The organism is Ensifer sp. Root1252, from assembly GCF_001425885.1.
In the GTDB taxonomy this organism is placed as follows: Bacteria; Pseudomonadota; Alphaproteobacteria; order Rhizobiales; family Rhizobiaceae; genus Ensifer; species Ensifer canadensis.
In genome coordinates, this window is sequence record NZ_LMDT01000035.1 from 19,428 (window position 1) to 36,892 (window position 17,465).

Consider the following 17,465-nt stretch of genomic DNA (forward strand, 5'->3'; position numbering starts at 1 on the left):
CAAACTCATATGCTACCGTAGAAGTAGCTTCATTCTTGAACGGATCCGGATCTGAAAAGACCCGGCAGTAGTGTGGGCGTCGAATATGGGCCTTCGAGACATTCAAACCGCAGTGGTTTTCTTGATCTACCTGTTCACGATGCCCCTTCCGGCATTCTCTCAGGCATTGCCGTTTGCCGTCGTCGCGCAAATACAGAAAAGCACAGTGCGAGTCATTGCCGTTAACTCGTCTACGAGTTCTTCTCTTCGCCGTGTTGCGAGTGGATTTACGTGGCAGCGTGCTTCGGACGTGATTACGTCATTCCACGTGGTGGCCGGAGCGGACAGCATATCAGTCGAATTTGGCGGTGCCAGTGGGGAGACCAGTAGCGAAAGTTCTGGGATCGTTGTTCGCGAGGCGCGCATTAAGTCCATTGATGTCGAAGGCGATCTGGTTTTGTTGGAAGTTGTCAATCCGCCGGATTGGGCTGCTTGGTTCGACAGAACCGTCGCGCCTTCACCTGGAGAGCCGATATGGCTGGCTGGTTTTCCGGAAGCAACGAGCGGGCTACGGTCCGTTCGGCTTTGGCTCAGTGACATCGCTCCAAAGACATTGAAACCGGGGTTGAATCAAGGTGCTCGCGATGACCTTGAGAGACTAGGGTTTCCTTCCGTAAACCTCCCCGTACTTCACGTTCAGGGTCCGCTACTGCATGGCGACTCGGGATCTCCCATCTTTGACGTCAATGGAGCGCTTGCAGCAGTTGGTAATGGTGGATTGAGGGACGGTGCGGCTCAGTTGGGGTGGGGCATACCAGCGGAACGCGTTCTATCGCTAAGAGATAGGAGCGAAGCCTTCTCAATAAACAAGGACGCGCTGTCGACTATCTCAACACATTTTTTCTCTTCAGCTGACAAGTTCAGTCAACCGACGAGACGCCTATCAGCCCCAACCGGCTCAACTCTTAGATCGCTGGTTCCTCCTGCCGATGCGATTCCTCTCGCCCTTTCATCTGACGGCTCAATGGGCGTAGTATCGTATAGTGGAAGGCCCTTCGTGTTGAATGTAACGGCCAACGAAGTTGTAATTTATCCGCAGTTTTATCCCGGGTTAGGCGACACTGCTGCCTATTCGGCCGATGGAAGATACCTCGCTGGCGGGACAAGTGACGGAAAAGTCGTGATTTGGGACGCCGTTTCGGGGCGTATAAAGCGGACGCTGACCACTGAACTTCAAGATGGAATAACTTCTATCGCGTTCTCGCATGACTGCGAGTATATCGCCGCCGGGACTGAAGGTGGGGTAGTCTATCTCTGGAACATTGTCCGAGGCCAAATGGTGGGACGCCTGCCACACGAGTTCATTCGTAATAACGTGCTTACACTGGCTTTTTCTCCGAATGACCAAACTTTGGCCGCAGGCTACTGGGCAGGCGCAATAAGGGCGTGGTCAACAAATGGCTTGGAGTTAGTCGTGGACCTTCCCGAGTTGGGCTCCGTAGCCGGACTAAACTTCTCCCCCGATGGTGGGCTGCTAGCAGCTGCCTTCTCTGCGGACCCAAATAAGCTCGTGATATGGAACACATCGAATTGGGAAATCCTGTTATCCGCTGAGATTAGCGGTTCCCCCGGGGCCATTGGTTTTTCTTCGGATGGCAAGAAGGTGGCAGTTGGCCCAGGTGGAGGGAATAATTCAAGTGTCAGCGTAATCGATGTTTCCAACGGCGGCGCGGAAACGGTAGCTACTAGTATCGATTTCCATGGCTCTAACTTTATAAAGTTCGCTTCGTCTGAGGAACTTACTTGGGCGACCCAGACCGACGGTTTTGTCCTGTGGAACCTGCAGTCAGGGACAAAAGTCGGAGGCAGCAAGCCAACGGGTTACGCTGTCGATTGGGGAGCGTTCAAGGAGGATGGGTCGACTGCTGCCTGGATTGATAAGGCTGCTGGAAGAATTACCATTTTTGATCTTGATAAGGGCCGCATTGAATCGGTGTTAGGTGGGGTCGAAGAGTATGACGGTCTTGGGGACATTTCACCCAATGGACTTTGGCTGGCAGTTACAAAGATAAGTGGAGATATACAGATTGTCCACGCGAAAAGCGGTAACTTGGAATTTGTCATTCCGTCCGACGGACTGGTGGCAGACACCAGGTTTTCACGAGATTCTCGATCGATAGCCGTTGGCACCGGAGCCCACAACATAGATATCTGGAACGTACCAGAAGGAACGCTAAAGCGGCGAATTCAAGGAGGCAGCGACTTGCCCCTTGCTTGGGAGGTGGCCTTTTCTCCGGACAGACAAACCCTCGCCGCTTCGGTGGAGCGGAGCCATCATGATGGGGTCGACAGAGCAATCGTGAGAACTTGGGTGATGGATACGGGCGACCAAGTGACTGAACTCCCTCTGCAGGCGTGGAACGCTGGCCGGTTGACTTATTCCAAGGATGGCAACCTTCTTGCCACCGCGGAACCCGATGAAAAGCGAATAAAGATTTGGAATCTCCGGGAGTTAGGCAGCTTTGTCACAATTATTACTCGTTTCCGAGCGCAAGAATTCGCATTTTCTCCGATTGGCGATGCCATTGCTGTGGCTGACGGAAGCCTTCTTGAGCTTTGGGACCCACTTCGAGGAACATTCAAGGCACGTTATTCTCCAAATATAGGAGAGATTCAGAAAGTAGCGTATTCGGCAGATGGGAGAAGTATCAGGGTCTTCGGAGCATTTGGTCTCACGATTATCGATGCTAACACTGGAAATGGGTTCATTCATATGCGTGTCACGTCTCCTGAAGGTTGGATTGCCCTGAACGATAAAGGCGAGTTACTAGGTAGTCGTGAGGCTTTAAGCGAAGTGCAGCTTATTGATGCGGCGGACAAAATAATAGATATCGATGAAAGCTACATTAGCAGGCATTTAAACAACGTTGATCCGAGTCTTTTTTTTAATTTTCGTTAACCTTCCCTCTGGCTACAGGACCGATAGACAAGTTGGTCCCAGTTGCGCGTTGAGAACGACTTACACTTTTAGGATTTCACCCCGTTGACATAGTCCTCCGCAATTGCAAACTCAGTAATTGGGGCGATGGAATGAAGGAACTGCGTGATTCTAAACGCAGTTGGGGCAATATTTTAAATGTCGGTACTGTTACGCACGATTTCGGCTTTCCCGACAGGCCGAACTACCAATGAACTTTTTGCGTTGCTTGAGGTCGATTTCGATCCTCGCAAGCGTACGGAACTGTATGCAGAGCTCTCTGACCTCAGCGCGTCAGGCAGGATCAGCAAGGGACGTGATGGACGGTGGCGTCCAATGGCGAGGATCGCGAAAGACGCGGCCGTATCGACCGCGAATCGTCGCCCGGATGCCGTTTTGGCAGACGACAAGTTGCTTCGCCCAGTTCACGCAACGTTCCGCAGTAGCTCATCTAACGTTAACGATGTCGAACTTGCTGACGCCGCCGTTACATTCGACCCGAATGCTCTACTCCGATATTATCGCTCTGCCCTACGGACCGATCCCCGGGGTGCCATCTCGCAAGTCGAAGATCGGCACGGAGTGCAGTGGCAACTCTTTACAGGCCTGGGGCCATTGGCACCGGAAGAAGGTCAAATCCTCACAATTTCGCTCGCGCTTGATGACTTGCCCGACGAATTCCGGAAAGCGCTAGTTAAACGGGAAGCCAATGAACAGACTTTGGCTGTGGGTTGGCCCATCGCCATTGGCAAGAAGCAAGGGACGCAGGTGGTCTGGCCTGTGGGTTTGATCAGTGCCGAATGGACCAAAAACTCCACCCATCTGGAAGTCCTGATCGACACTGACGACATCGTGGTAAATCCTGATTGGATCAAGGGGGCTGCTCGCAGCGCCAATTGGCACGAAGCGGGCTTGCGGGAGGTATTCACCCAAGTCGAAGGATTAGGTTTTCGTCGCGACGATTTCTTGTCGAGACTGAAGGAAGCGGTTGCCGGAACTCTTCGGGGAGTTGTCTCCGGTCAGCAGATGAGAAGAGAGTTAGATCCATCAGCGGCGGGCATTCACGACATCGCGGCGCTTTTCCTCCCAACCGACAGCACCTTCACCGCCGGAGCCGTACGAGATCTCGACCACATCGCAATGTGGTCCCACGAAAAGCTTGCCTCGACGGCACTTGCATCAATTCTTGGATTGAAGGCGCAAACTCCCTTGCGTGCCACTCCCGCTATCAACGTCGCCGATCTGAACAAGGAACAGATTGACGCTGTGCGGCATTCCCTCGTCGCGCCGCTGACCGTGGTGACGGGTCCACCCGGAACTGGCAAAAGTCAGGCCATAGTATCGATCGCCGCATCTGTGTTGGCGGATGGTGGCAGCGTTCTTGTCGCTTCCAAGAATCACCAAGCGTTGGATGCCGTCGAAAGCCGTCTTGGTGGCCTTGCGCCCAATTGCCCGTTCTTGATTAGAACGCTGGATCCCACCAGAGAAATCGATCAGTCATTTCACCAAGTACTCGGGCTGCTCATCACCGAGCCCTCCAAATCAGGTGGCGAGCCCGATCTAATCGCGCGATCAAAGCTCTCAACCCTCGCACAGAGCCGCGTGCGAGTACTTGATCAGATTGACGAGCAGTCACGCCTTTACAGCTCGATCGCGGAGTTACTGGAAAGAATAGAGGCCCGAAAGGAGGAAGGCAGTGCAGCCGAGCTGCCGGTCGAAGTTGGACGGCCAGCTAGCCTCTGGCAACGCCTCGTCACCGCATTGCTCCGCGTAGTTGGATTGAGACAAAAGCAGCTGGTATCGCGTGATGTGACATTGGATGAGAAGACAGCGCTATCCGCGTTGAACGTCCGACTGGAACACCTTCGGGCGGAGCTCTCGAAAGCTGATGTTAAGGGAGATCCAGTTGTCCTCACCCAGGAGATAGCAGCACTCGCGCGAAACTTCCTTCCAAAAGTCCTCGCCGCCAAGGTCACTCTCTCCGACCTTGATCGCCGTCGTCTTGGAGAAGAGCTAGCGAATCTCGAACTCGCGCAAAGCTCAGGGCCGCTGCCACCTGAGCTTGCCGCGGACGTGGTCGCCCACCGTCCGCTATGGCTTGTCTCAGTCCTTGGTACGGCGCGACGTGTGCCGCTTAGCGACGGTTTGTTTGATCTAGCTATATTCGACGAGGCCAGTCAGTGCGATATCGCTTCTGCCCTTCCAATATTTGCCCGTGCCAAACGCGCCGTAGTCGTGGGCGATAACCGCCAGCTTTCTTACCACCGTTGGCCAGGTGCTGACGCCGGGCACCGAACTGATGCGGATCGTTCCAAGCGACCAGAAGCTGGAGATTGAAGCCTATTTGCCCAACCGCGACATCGGCTTTGTCGAGGCGAGCGATGAGGCCGTCATCAAGGTGGAGGCGTTCCCGTTCACGAGATACGGCATCCTGCACGGCAAGGTGATCCGTGTCGCCACCGACGCCATCCCCGAACCGGACGCTCGACAGCTCGAGGAAATGTCATCCGGCAACCTGCAATCGACTGTTCCGGTCAGCAATGCCCAGCGGGTCCAGAACCTGGTCTATCCCGTGATCGTCGATCCAATCGAAACCGACATTCTGGTCGACGGCAAAGCCGTTCCGCTGGCGCCGGGCATGACCGTCACTATCGAGATCAAGACCGGACAACGTCGCATCCTGGAGTATTTGTTCTCGCCGCTGGCTGAGGTCGCTTCAGGGGCGATGAAGGAAAGATAGCGTGGGTGCCGCCAGCCGGTGAGGCGAAGCTCCTGGGAACCCGAGTTCTGCCGACTACGATCCGTCGCTGGGACCAGCTTAGTCTATCGCTTTTTTAAGATTGCCATCCAACGAATGGAACTACCGATGTCCAAGGCTACTAGCCTATCGCCTTTCTATCGCCACTATGCTCTCGTCGCGCTCGCCGCCTCTCTTGCGTTCGCAATTGGTGCAGCAGTCTATCAGCGCTATTTCGGATCGCTTCCAAACAGCATAGGAACGGGCGCCTGCATTGGACTATTGTTCGCCGTCGGCGGGGTCTCGGCGGAAAGGTTCATACGAGTTAGCGGGCGCGCTCCCAACCTGGCCGAAAAGAGGAGGCTTGCGACCGTTGGCTCGTTCCTATCCATCCTCATGAGCCTCGTCAGCGGCTTGATTATGGTAGCTTTCCACTACGTTATGGCGTTCCTCATCGCTCATCCAGTTTACCAGCTTTCATACTATGTCATGCGTCAGCAACTCGTGGCGATGTGGATGGATCTTGGTACTGGCTTGTTGCTGCTAATTTTTGGCGGAGCAGCACTGTTTTCTTGGCTGCTTGGATACGGGATATTGAGGTGGACCTATGGGCGGTCTGCCCGGAAGTTCGCATTGAAGAAGTGAGGCCGGCGTTTGAATACTGGATGGCTCCGCGACACATGAACATGTTGCGGCGCAGAATTCCCCAAGCCGATCGTCCGGGGCCGCGCAAGGCGCTCGATCGCGCGCCTCGTCAGCTTCTTCAAGGGCTTCCCTCCGTTGAAGTCGACACATTCGCCGAGGGCCGCCTGAAGGTAACCCTGCCAGTATTCCATCCTGGCTTTCTGTTCGCTTAGCGACACGATGAACTTCCGCCAGGCCCGTGCGCTAGTTGTGGACAGCTTGAGTTGCGTGCATTTGCTGCGTGCTCGCAATCCGCGCCGCATATAGTGAGATGGGATCGATATTGTGAGTCCCGTCCATGAAACCCGCGCTCTACCTTGCATTGCTAAGCGCCGTCGCGCTTTCTTCCTGCACATCCGACGATGCAGTCACAGACGTGCTGTCGGTGAAGATGAGCCAACTGGACTCCCACGGCAAGCCACTGCCGACTTCCCACGGCGGAACCACGAGAATAGGAAGAGACGGCAGCGGCCAGGCCTTCACAGGAGCAGTCTCGCCGGGGACAGGAAGTTTCGTCGGTTACGACGCCCCCATATCTGTCGGTGAAATGGCCAACGGCGGGGAGGGCTACTCGCTAAACCTCGTGGACGCACCAATCGCAGCAGCCGCAAAAAGCGTCCTTGGGGACACACTCTCAGTCAGCTATGTCGTGGACCCGCGAGTGACGGGCACCGTTACACTGCAAACCTCCTCACCGGTGTCCCGTGAGGCATTGATTGATATCTTCGAGTCGGCATTGTCTGTGAACGCTGCGGTCATCGTTAAGCGCGGCGGCAATTATCAGATTGTGCCGTCCTCCGAAGCGTTTTCCTCGACACCCAGCGTAAGTGTCCCCTCCATGTCGCCCAAGGGGCCAGGTGTGAAGGTTCAGGTCGTTGAGCTGAAGTACATTTCGGCTCAGGAGATGAAGGGTATCCTGGAGCCGATTAGCCGCCAAGGCTCGATCCTGCGGGTGGACGACACCCGCAATCTGATCATGCTTGCAGGCACGAGCAATGACCTGGCCTCGCTACGGGATGCCATCAATGTGTTCGATGTCGACTGGATGAAAGGCATGTCCGTCGCGCTTCATCCGCTGAATGCATCTCAGCCGGCGGCCGTGGCCAAGGAACTAGATTCTATCTTTGCCAACGACAACGGCGCAGGCAACAAGATCATCAAGTTCCTCCCTAATGAACGGCTGAAGTCCATCCTGGTCATTACGTCGCGCCCTGCGTATCTGTCGCGTGCGGCTACGTGGATTGCCAAGCTCGACAAGCTGGCAAGCACCAACGAAGAACAGCTATTCGTCTACAACATCCAGAACCGACCCGCCAAGGAACTCGCGCAGGTTCTTCAGGCTGTGGTCAGCAGCCAGAGCCGTGGTGGCGAATTGGATGCAGGCGCGAACACGGTCGCACCAGACATGCAGGTCGCAACAGTCGGCAACGTCGCAAGCTCATTTTCCCCGGACGGACAGTCCGCGACGGGGGGGCAGCCGCTCGAATCTGAAGGGTGGTCGGGCGAGCCTATGGCCGCCGCTGCCAAGTCGACAAAGACATCCATCGTCGCGGATACGGAGAACAACTCTCTCCTGATCTCCACAACGGCACGAGAGTACGACCACATTCAGATGCTGCTCCGCCAATTGGATGTTGTGCCCACACAGGTGCTTCTGGAAGCCGTCATTGCAGAGGTGACGCTTACGGATGAACTGAAATTCGGTTTGCGCTGGTTCTTCGAAACGGGAAACTTTGGCATTGGTCTTTCCGATTTGGCGTCCGGCGCCGTTGGGGCCAGTTTCCCAGGCTTCTCCTGGAGCTACGCCACCAACGATATCCGGGTGACGCTCAACGCTCTCTCGAGCGTCACGGACGTAAACGTGGTTTCCGCACCGACCCTGATGGCTCTCAATAACCAGAAGGCGACACTTCAGGTTGGCGATCAGGTCCCGATCGTCACCCAGCAGGCAACGAGCACCGATGGAAATTCGCCGATCGTCAATTCGATCGAGCTAAAGGACACGGGCGTCATACTTTCCGTAACACCTCGAGTGAACAGTTCTGGCCGCATCATGTTGGATATCCAGCAGGAGGTCAGCGATGTGGTGAAGACGACTTCTTCCGGAATTGACTCCCCGACAATTCAGCAGCGCAAGATTTCCACGCGCGTCATCGTGAGTGACAGCGAGACCATTGCTCTTGGCGGTCTCATCCAGCAGAAAAACAGCATTGGCCGCAGTCAGGTCCCGGTTCTCGGCGACATTCCCCTCATCGGAAACGCGTTCAAGAACAAGACCGACCTCATCAAGAAGACCGAGCTCATCATTTTCATCAAGCCGAGGGTCGTTCGCGACGTGCAGCAGGCAAGGGATGTCACCGAGGAGTTCAGGCAGCAGTTGGATTTTGGTTCGGCCATCCCGAAACGCCGCGGCGGCACGAAACTTCAGCAGGATCTCAAACGCCTTGCCTACTGACCTTATTCCATTTGGATATTCTCTGGTGCTTGCCGCATGCACGGTCGTAATCTTCGTGACCGACTTCAGAGCGATGGTCATACCGGATTGGACGAACATTGTTCTGCTGCTGGCCGGTATCCTGGGTGCCGCGCATGGCGGGCGAGAGGCGATCGTGTCAGCAGTGGCCTTTGGTTGCGTCATCTTCGCACTCTTTTGGATCGTGCGCCGTTTCCACTACGCCCTGACGGGCCGAGTGGGACTGGGAATGGGCGATGTCAAATTTGCGGGCGTTGCTGCCGTCTGGCTGAGCCCGTTGGACTTCCCTCTTTTCCTGCTGCTCGCATCGCTCTCGGCACTCGTCTATTTCTTCGTCGCATATCGCAACCACTCGGAGCCGACCACCGTGCGCGTGCCATTTGGGCCGTTCTTGGCAGCATCGCTGCTGGGGGTATGGCACTTCGAACAGTTTGGCCTTCAGCTAATGGATTTAAAGCTATGAACTCACGAAAGTCGAAAGAACGCGTCGAGAATGGCGAACAGGGCTTTACGCTTGTTGAGCTGCTGGTTGTTTTGGCAATCATAGGCCTGATTGCCGCGATCGCTACTCCCCAGGTGCTGCGTTATCTCGGCGCGGCCAAGGTAGACACGACCAGAACGCAGATCCGGAATATTCAAAGCGCCCTCGAACTCTACTATATCGATAATGGACGTTATCCAACCACAGAGGGCGGCCTTGCAGCGTTGGAAATCAGACCCGACAATGAAGGGAACTGGAACGGCCCTTACCTCAAAAAAGGTGCGTCGCTTCAGGACGCGTGGGGGAAAGCCTACAAATATGAAAGTCCGGCTGCCGAGAAGCAATTCGAGGTCATTTCATTCGGCCGGGACGGCAAGGAGGGGGGCGACGGTCAGGATGCAGATTTGCGCAGTGAGTGAACGGCGTTGCGCAGGAAAATTGTCCTGCGGATGCCGATTGATGGTCTACCATCCTGCTTGCGTATCGTAACTCTGACGGCGGCGGGGATTCTGTCTGCGTCTGACCACATGTCCTTCCAAACGGGACCATCGCTGGACACGTTTGCCAGGAATTCAAAGCGAAGATTGTAAATACCCTCAACAATCAGTTCCTGGGTGATCTCACCTTTTTCGGTCCGGCGAGAGGCTGTCTCGAGCATCAGCTTTCCGCCGTCTGCTGGCTCGAAAGAAATGACGATCTCACGGAATCCAACTTCATCGCTGCCCACACGCAGATTGCCTACGAATCTGAGACGATGTGAGCTTCCTTCGAACGCCACGCGTCGGTCCGCACTGTGGATTTCAGCAACAGGTAGGGCGCCTTCAATGGTGCCCTCGAGGAAATCGGCGATCACTCCGAGCTCTACGCTTTCGCCTGCGTTCTTGCCTGCGCGGTAAAGCGGATAGATCTGCTGAAAGGCACCTAGCAGCACGATGGACAGGAGACTGAGAATACTCAGTCCGACCAAGGTTTCAACGAGTGAAAAGCCCGCCACTGCGTCATCTTCGGTAATCTTGCGGCGCAATGGTGACCTACCTGTCGAATGCCGGAGGAGGCAGAAGAAAGTCATAGCGCGCTCCACGTGGACTGGTGAGCGTCAGCGCGGATACTCCTGCAGCCAAAGCAGAATCATCCGTCGACCGGCGGAAGGCAACGTGCCAAACACCGCCCTTGTCGTCACTTATCCGGGATAAGGTGTCATCGGGGGCACTGGCCCGCAACCTGGCGATCATTTCGATGGTCTGCTCCTTCTCATCGGCAGCAGCCAAACTTCGCGAAGCAAGTGTGATCGTCTGTGCTGCGACGACCAGTGCACTCGATAGAATGACAAAGGCGACAATCACCTCAAGCAGGCTGAAGCCAGAATTGGTCGTTTCAGGTTCAACGGACATCGTTTATCGACTTTACCGCGCCCGTCAGCCAATGCACGCGAAGACTGGCCTTCCGGCCTGTCGTTTCGCCGAGTGTTATCTCCCCGCCGGTTGCGCCGCCATTGGGGAAGAAAACGATACGCCCAATGTCAGCGGTGGTCTGAGCGTCTCGGCCGACGACAGCTGCCATCGTGATATGATCCGGGAGCGACAAATTCTCCCCACCAGGGTCCAGGCGAAGATGATTCTGCGTGATGTCGATTATGACTTCGGTCGGCATACCAGAACTCATCGCGCGGAGTCTGGCAGTCTGTGCCAAGTGGGCTACTTGTGTGACCAGGCGGTCTGGCGTTTGCGTTTTGCGCGATGAGACGCTGGGAAGCGCGATGGCGGCGGCAAGCCCGATGATGGCGAGCGCCACCAGCATCTCTACCAGGCTGAAACCGTCGGTCGTTTCTGCGTCCTGCTGCCTCATGGGGTCCCAAGTTCGTTGACGCTAAGCAGTGCCGACATGACCGATATAACGAGGCCGCCCACCAGAAGGCCAAGAACGATCGTCACGACCGGTGTCATGAGCGCCATCGTCGCGTCCGCGCGTCGCTGAACCTCGTTGCGGAGCAATGCAGATGAATTGGAAAGCACTATCGATAGCTTGTTGACCTGGTCACCGGCGCGAACGAGCGAGACGACTTGAGCTGGGAAAATATTGCTCTCCTGCAATGCATCACTCAAGGGCCGGCCCGATACCACTTTTTCTCTAACGGCTATCATCGGCGGCTTGAGCGATTGGACAGAGCAGCAATCGCTCGAGAGGGCAAGCGCATCGGGAAGGGAAACAGAGTTCTCCAGAAGGAGCGCCAGGCTCTGGAGGTAGCGGGCAAGAGTCGACTTGATCACCATCGGCCCTATGAGCGGCGCTGATTGCAGCATGCGTGTGAACATATTGCTGATTACCTGTGCCTTGAACATCAAGACGAGGGCGAAAGCGAGGAGCCCAGAACTCGCCGCAATCGAAAACCATGGACTGATCAGAAGCTCACGCAACCCAGACAAGATCTCGACCATGAGTGGCGACGGCTTGCCTGAGCCTTCGAATACCGGAACAAGCGCCGGCACCAGCACAAACGTCACCACGAGTAGCGCTCCCAGCATCATGAGAAGCAGGAATGCAGGATAGACCGCTGCGTCGATCAGCTTCTTGCGCTGCTCCTGCCTTCGGGACAAGTCATCGGCGATCACTGCCAACACCGAAGAAAGCTTGCCCGATCGTTCTCCCACCGATACGAGCGCACGCAGATCGTCGGGAAGGTCCTCAATCAGTTGAACGGCAGACGACGGTGGTTCGCCTGCCGCCAGCCTCGCGGCCATGGCTTCGATGATGTCCTGGGATTCCTTCCTGACTGCGGCGGATTTCATGACGTGAAGCGCCTGGTCGAGTGTCAGGCTTGATCCGGTCAGGACCGCGAGTTCGCGGAAGAAAGCCGTTGTATCGAAAGGCCGTTTGAGATTGAGCGAAAATCGACGGGGCCGACCGGCGTCTTCTAAGGCGAGCTTCTGCACCGTCAAGCCGTTGCCTTTAAGCGTCCGTCGAGCCTCCACCTCGTCGCTGGCATCGATCGTGCCTGTGACCTTCGCACCATCTCTTTTAAACGCATCATAGCTGAACCTGCGCATCACAAGCGCTCCGGTTCTATCACTCGGATCACTTCGTTCATGGAGGTTTGACCGCTCCTAACCAACGCTTCGGCATACTCGCGCAGCGGCACCATCCCCTCTCGCCGTGCGATTTCCAGGAAGTCGCTTTCGGCGAGGCCACTCAGTATTGCGCCCTTAATGGCGTTTGATACATGCAAGATTTCATAGGCTGCGCGGCGACCCACATATCCGGTGCCTCCGCAGGCGGCACAGCCCAGGTCGCTCTCGCAACTGCCACAACTTTGACGCACCAGCCGTTGGCCGATCACACACCGTGTCGTTGCCTCCAGCAGGAATGGCTCCACTCCCATGTCGCGAAGTCTGCTGAATGCGCCGATGGCACTGTTGGTGTGCAGTGTGCTCAGGACCAGGTGACCGGTGAGTGCGGCCTGGACTGCAATCTCGGCTGTCTCCCTGTCACGGATTTCGCCCACAAGGATGACATCGGGGTCCTGCCGCAGCACAGAGCGCAAAGCTGTGGCGAATGACAATCCGATGGACGGGTCGATCTGCAACTGCGTGATACCGGCGAAACGGTACTCCACCGGATCCTCAACAGTGAAGATTTTGACTTCGGGGCGGTTCAACGCATTCAAGATGGCATAAAGCGTTGTCGTTTTCCCGGAACCGGTCGGTCCGCTGACGAGGATCAGGCCGTTGGGGCGCGCAATCGCTTGCTGGAGCCCCGCAATCGCATCCTCGGAATACCCCAATGCAGCCAGGTCGAGGGAAACCGATTGGCGATCCAGGACGCGCAGCACTGCAGTCTCTCCGTGCACAGTCGGCATGACAGAGAGCCGTAGATCCACCTCCTGTCCGCGAACAGCCACGCGAAGTTTACCGTCCTGCGGCAGGCGTCGCTCGGCAATGTTGAGGCGCGCAAGGATTTTCAGGCGGCTTATCGTGCCCGGATGCAGAGCGATTGGCGCATTTTCCGTCGCCATTAGCAATCCGTCGCGACGCAATCGCACCCGCATGACTTCAGATTGCGGTTCGATGTGAATATCCGTTGCCCGCTCGTCGACGGCCTGCTGAATAATCCGAGAGACAAACTTGACGATGGGAGCGTCTCGCGCAATGTCGACCAGACGCTCCAGATCCGTCTCGTTGGCTTGATCCAAGGAAAGTGCGTCGACCGTCTCTTCGCTGACCGCCTTTGAGTAGGCTTCAATCTGTTCGTCAATCCAGCTGCGCTGCGCCAGTGCGAGATCGACATCGCGGTCGAAGAAATACCCGACGGTCTCGATGGCCGTTTTGTCGAATGGATCGGCGGCGATCAACAATAGCCGATCGCCGGTCATGCTTTGGGGAATGACGGCATTCTCGCGGGCATAACCAAGGCCGAGTGTCTCAAGCAGCGAACTACCCTCAAGGCTCAACGGCCCGGACCAGGCGTCTATTGCGAGAAATTGTGAAAGCTCCCTGGCGATTGCCGCCTCCTGAAGGAGGCCGAGTTCCCGGATGATGATATCGACGGGCTGTCTCGAAACTCGGTGAACGCCGCGGACACGCTGCGCCGCTTCGGTCGTCAACTTGCCAATCGCCTCGAGGTGCGAGAGAAAATGATCCAAAGATGGCAGTTCGGTCATCGGTTCAAGCTCTGTTGCACGAACGTGGGAATTGCGCCGCCAATGATGCCGGTGCAGGGAACCGCATTTGTACTCGCGCCGGTTCCCTCCAGCTTCGATTGGAGGGACGCCAATCTGTTGAAGGTCTTGTTGCTGTTGTCGATCACGACCACAGCGTGATCCGACCCATTCGCGCCACCGGTTCCAAGGTTGGTCTCGATCGAAAGGACTTGGGACGAAAAAAATGTCCCCGACGACGGAGTTGTCTGACCGGCATCCAAGTGTTCCTCAAGTGAAGGGTCGAGAGATCGATCGAGTAGGTTTCCCGAGGGGTTGAACAAGGTAAAGACACGGGTCAGACGCTGCATCGGGACCTCCCGAAGCGACCCAAATTCATTGAGTTCGGTCAGATCTTCAAACGGCCCGTGTTTCATGCCGTTTGCGGGAACGATGTGGTCCGGAACAATGTCACCGGAAATCTGTACCGAGCGGAATGCCACCACTGCCCTTGCCGTCGCTTCCGCATTGGCTGGGCTGAGGCCAAGGCCAATGAAGCCTGCCGCTATCAATTCCGGTGTCGCTTTGTTGATGTCGATCAGGCTGGCCTGGTCGAGTACCTGCAAAGTCAGGGGAATATTTCCGATCTTGCATTGCAATGGCCAACGGCGGCTTGCCTCCAGCAGTTTTTGCTTGAGGCCCGGCTGAGCAACAAGTTCTCCAGCAAGCATCGCATTGATCGCCTGAGCGGCCAGATCGAACTTTAAAGTCTCGAAGCGATTATTGACCGTCAGCGCGCGTATTCTCGAAGCGGTCGCGAAAGGAGCCAGGAACAACGCAAACAGCGTCAGGAATGCCAGCACTGCAACGAGTGCAAATCCGGATTTCTCGTTCTCACTGTCGATCATTGGCACCACCCACATGGTCGTAGAGACCCAGTTCAAGGGTAGCGCTCGAATTGCTGACAGAAACGCCGTCCTTTCGGATCTCCTTCAATGTCCACCCATCGATCGACTGGCCAATTTCATACCAGTCGCCGGCAGATTGAGGGGACTGCGATATAAGGGCGGCTGGCCGGCGGCCTATCTGGCGGATCCCCTGCAGCGAGAACGAGGGCGCAGCCAGGTTCGCGGAAGGTGCGGCGGCGACTGGTTGCTCCTGCTCGACAACCGGTTCAGCCACCGGCGCTGGCTCAAACTCTTTTCGTGTGGGACTGAAAAGTGGACGAGCGAGTGCTTCGGCCAGATCAAGCTCGGTGGACAGCCCTTCGGCCAAGCCAGCCGATGGGCCTGCGGTTTTTTTCTGAGGTCCATCGAGAGGGCTGATATCAACCGGTGACCAGAAGAGCCATGCGTTGATGACAGCCGCGCTGAAGACGGCGACGCCACTGATAGGAAGCCAGTAGTGGGCGTTCACTCGCCTCACGGAAGCTTTCCGGTAGCAGGTGCGGGGTCCGCCGGACGTATTGAAGCGTAGATTGTCAATTGCGTCGAGATCTGAAGCGGCTGCGTTAGAGTTTCTCCGGCAGGAACATTGCTGGCACGCATATCCGCGCGTTGCACGACTAGCTGTGGTTGAGATGTTTCAATGCCGACGACCGTGTCTTGAGTGGACTTCATTCTTCCTTCGAAGCTTACACGCAGCCCAATCGACCGAACCCCGTTGACTTCCGCTTCTGGGGTCACACTGGCGGATGAGATCGTGCTTCCTGCAGACAGAGCGATGGAAGCGACGATATCCTGCAGCTTGGCTTGGAGCACGCCGATATCGCCCCCCTCGAGGAAAATCGTCTGGTTCGACGGGAGTGATGTCTTGGCGTCAAGCATCGGCTTTTGCGCCAGTAGAGCGTTGATGCGGGCCAGGTCTCTCCTTTGCTCGTCAATCTGTGCATTCTGATCATCGAGCAGTTGGATGGCCGAGAGAACCAAGCTGACCGCCACAAGTCCGGCAGCCAGCAGGCAGCCGAAGGCAACCAACTGCCGCATGCGAGTGGGGGCATTCATCAAACGGATCAGAAGCTCGGTCATTGGCGGCCAACCGAGGCTTTGATCTGAAACTGTTCTCCTGTCCGGCCGGGTACGCGAGAGACCGGTCCGGTCAAGACCGGACTTGCAAACGTTTGGGAGGCAGCCAGCAATGGAATGAGCTGTGCTGCAGATTGTGCAAAGCCTGAAAACGTCACGACATCGCCGTCAAGGCTAAGGTCCGTCAAATAGGCAGTGTCAGGAAGCGTCTTCGTCAGTTCCTCCCACACACGGGCGAATGGTACGGCCTGCGCCTTGCGCAGGCGTGCTGTCTCGATTGCCGTGAGTGCCCGCGCCCTGTCATCGAGCGCCTTGCGGATTTTGATCGCATCATCGCGGTATTGCGAAACCTTTTCGTCCAGTGACGTGGATGCCAACGCGTTGCGCCAGGCAAGATGCGAGAAGGTGACAAAACTCAGCAACAGCACAAGCCCAAATGTCAGTGCCGGAACTATCTGCCTCCACCCCCTTCGCGCGATCCGTTTGTCGATCATACGGGCGACGTCCTGCGGCAGCCAGAGCGGCTCTCCGTCGATCTCAAGTCCAAGACCTGCCGCGCGAGCGCCGGCAAAAGGCAGCGCCGTCGCGAGCCACGGTTCAAGGATGTCCTTGCGCACGACGAGATAGTAGGCCCCATCGCCGAGGCTGACAGGAGCAACGTTGACATCCTCCGTCCTGAAAGGCGTCCTGTCCACGAGGTCGATCACTGCCATTTCCATCAGCCTTGATCGGGGAAGCCGCCGCTCCGAAATCTTGCGGAGGATGAAGCGACCTTCTCCCAGCAGCAGGTGGAACTCGGGTCTCTTCGTCGAGGCGAATTCAGAATGACCAAATTCGTCTGGAGCGAAATCTGCCGTCACCGATCCTGCGGACAATAGTTGGCCTGTTCCTCTCCGAATTTTCAGCACGGGGGCGGACTCGGCTCTCGGCAACGTAGGCCTGCGGATGCTTTTCAGCTCCGTTACCCACCATTCCCAGAAATCTTGGAGAACGCCCACCAAGGTGCCTCTTTCTGTCAGCCGAATCGCTGGTTTCGAGTTAAAGATAGGCGGCTCGGATGTCGCATGACAGCATCACCGGGGTGGCACCGTCCCTATCCACAGCTTGCATTGCTAATATAAACACAGCCGTGGATTTCATCAGAAATGCAGTTGCATTTCGATTTTTTGCTCTCATAACCTGCCGCTTCATTTTTAGGATTCGGCGTTCTGTCGAGGGAGTCCATGCGTCACAATTTGCTCGGTTTTGCGGCTCTGGCCGCCACGGTTTCGCTCGTCTTGTCGACGGGAGTGCAAGAGCGGTCACTTGACCTTGCTGCCGCCTTTGTCGGCGTCGCGCACGCGCAGGAAAGCGAGAGCTCCGGTGTTGCTGGCGGTGGGCTCGGCAATGGCGCGCAGGGACTTGGCGGCGCGGCGGGGGCAGGTGATCCAGCCCAGTCTGAGGTCAAGCCGGACACGGCCGTCGATCGCACCCGGTTGGG

Annotated in this window: 17 protein-coding genes; 8 read left to right on the forward strand and 9 right to left on the reverse strand. The window is 56.5% G+C overall.

The genetic code is table 11. From position 1 onward, the window contains the following. Window positions 1-121: 121 nt before the first annotated feature. The 7 genes from ASD02_RS37595 (at window position 122) to gspG (ending at window position 9,750) form a co-directional block, all read left to right on the forward strand. Window positions 122-2,938, forward strand: coding sequence for a trypsin-like peptidase domain-containing protein (locus ASD02_RS37595; protein WP_162255927.1), 2,817 nt, complete (start codon window positions 122-124; stop codon window positions 2,936-2,938). Window positions 2,939-3,115: 177 nt separating this feature from the next. Continuing rightward, window positions 3,116-5,293: an AAA domain-containing protein gene (locus ASD02_RS40650; RefSeq protein ID WP_082555665.1), complete on the forward strand. Its 2,178-nt coding sequence runs from the start codon at window positions 3,116-3,118 to the stop codon at window positions 5,291-5,293. Continuing rightward, window positions 5,256-5,696: an HlyD family efflux transporter periplasmic adaptor subunit gene (locus ASD02_RS29540; protein ID WP_082555667.1), complete on the forward strand. Its 441-nt coding sequence runs from the start codon at window positions 5,256-5,258 to the stop codon at window positions 5,694-5,696. Before ASD02_RS40650 ends, ASD02_RS29540 begins: the two co-directional genes overlap by 38 nt. Before the next feature lie 126 nt (window positions 5,697-5,822). After that, the gene (locus tag ASD02_RS29545; protein ID WP_057221431.1) at window positions 5,823-6,338 is read left to right on the forward strand and encodes a hypothetical protein; all 516 of its coding nucleotides are present in this window, start codon (window positions 5,823-5,825) and stop codon (window positions 6,336-6,338) included. Between the two features lie 337 nt (window positions 6,339-6,675). Continuing rightward, entirely contained in the window at window positions 6,676-8,832 is a 2,157-nt protein-coding gene (gene gspD / locus ASD02_RS29550) for a type II secretion system secretin GspD (protein WP_057221432.1), read from the forward strand. Beyond that, a complete protein-coding gene (locus ASD02_RS29555) occupies window positions 8,822-9,313 on the forward strand; it encodes an A24 family peptidase (protein WP_063978384.1) in 492 nt (163 codons plus the stop codon). Before gspD ends, ASD02_RS29555 begins: the two co-directional genes overlap by 11 nt. Further along, window positions 9,310-9,750, forward strand: a complete 441-nt coding sequence (gene gspG / locus ASD02_RS29560; RefSeq protein ID WP_057221434.1) for a type II secretion system major pseudopilin GspG — start codon at window positions 9,310-9,312, stop codon at window positions 9,748-9,750. The genes ASD02_RS29555 and gspG overlap by 4 nt, the downstream gene beginning before the upstream one ends. Here gspG and ASD02_RS29565 read toward each other — a convergent pair. Genes ASD02_RS29565 through ASD02_RS29605 form a run of 9 tightly spaced genes read right to left on the reverse strand, consistent with a single transcriptional unit; the run spans window position 9,723 to window position 16,692 of the window. Then, the gene (locus ASD02_RS29565) at window positions 9,723-10,355 is read right to left on the reverse strand and encodes a hypothetical protein (RefSeq protein WP_156408485.1); all 633 of its coding nucleotides are present in this window, start codon (window positions 10,353-10,355) and stop codon (window positions 9,723-9,725) included. The two genes, gspG and ASD02_RS29565, sit on opposite strands and share 28 nt — an antisense overlap. 7 nt (window positions 10,356-10,362) lie before the next feature. Then, window positions 10,363-10,722 carry a prepilin-type N-terminal cleavage/methylation domain-containing protein gene (locus tag ASD02_RS29570; RefSeq protein ID WP_057221436.1) on the reverse strand — a complete coding sequence of 120 codons (360 nt, stop codon included), beginning with the start codon at window positions 10,720-10,722 and terminating at the stop codon, window positions 10,363-10,365. Further along, window positions 10,712-11,176 (reverse strand): GspH/FimT family protein, encoded by a 465-nt coding sequence (locus ASD02_RS29575; protein WP_057221437.1) that lies wholly within the window; start codon window positions 11,174-11,176, stop codon window positions 10,712-10,714. The genes ASD02_RS29570 and ASD02_RS29575 overlap by 11 nt, the downstream gene beginning before the upstream one ends. Beyond that, window positions 11,173-12,375 carry a type II secretion system F family protein gene (locus ASD02_RS29580; protein ID WP_057221438.1) on the reverse strand — a complete coding sequence of 401 codons (1,203 nt, stop codon included), beginning with the start codon at window positions 12,373-12,375 and terminating at the stop codon, window positions 11,173-11,175. Before ASD02_RS29580 ends, ASD02_RS29575 begins: the two co-directional genes overlap by 4 nt. Beyond that, window positions 12,375-13,985 carry a GspE/PulE family protein gene (locus tag ASD02_RS29585; RefSeq protein WP_057221439.1) on the reverse strand — a complete coding sequence of 537 codons (1,611 nt, stop codon included), beginning with the start codon at window positions 13,983-13,985 and terminating at the stop codon, window positions 12,375-12,377. Before ASD02_RS29585 ends, ASD02_RS29580 begins: the two co-directional genes overlap by 1 nt. Beyond that, a complete protein-coding gene (locus tag ASD02_RS29590) occupies window positions 13,982-14,869 on the reverse strand; it encodes a hypothetical protein (RefSeq protein WP_057221440.1) in 888 nt (295 codons plus the stop codon). Before ASD02_RS29590 ends, ASD02_RS29585 begins: the two co-directional genes overlap by 4 nt. Then, on the reverse strand, window positions 14,856-15,377 hold the full coding sequence (locus ASD02_RS29595; RefSeq protein WP_156408486.1) for a type II secretion system protein N: 522 nt from the start codon (window positions 15,375-15,377) through the stop codon (window positions 14,856-14,858). Before ASD02_RS29595 ends, ASD02_RS29590 begins: the two co-directional genes overlap by 14 nt. Before the next feature lie 5 nt (window positions 15,378-15,382). Then, a complete protein-coding gene (gene gspM / locus ASD02_RS29600; RefSeq protein WP_057221442.1) occupies window positions 15,383-15,988 on the reverse strand; it encodes a type II secretion system protein GspM in 606 nt (201 codons plus the stop codon). Beyond that, the gene (locus ASD02_RS29605) at window positions 15,985-16,692 is read right to left on the reverse strand and encodes a PilN domain-containing protein (protein WP_210178349.1); all 708 of its coding nucleotides are present in this window, start codon (window positions 16,690-16,692) and stop codon (window positions 15,985-15,987) included. The genes gspM and ASD02_RS29605 overlap by 4 nt, the downstream gene beginning before the upstream one ends. Before the next feature lie 516 nt (window positions 16,693-17,208). Here ASD02_RS29605 and ASD02_RS38690 point away from each other — a divergent pair. After that, window positions 17,209-17,465 (forward strand): hypothetical protein (locus ASD02_RS38690; RefSeq protein WP_200951721.1); only part of this gene is annotated, 257 nt, incomplete at its 3' end.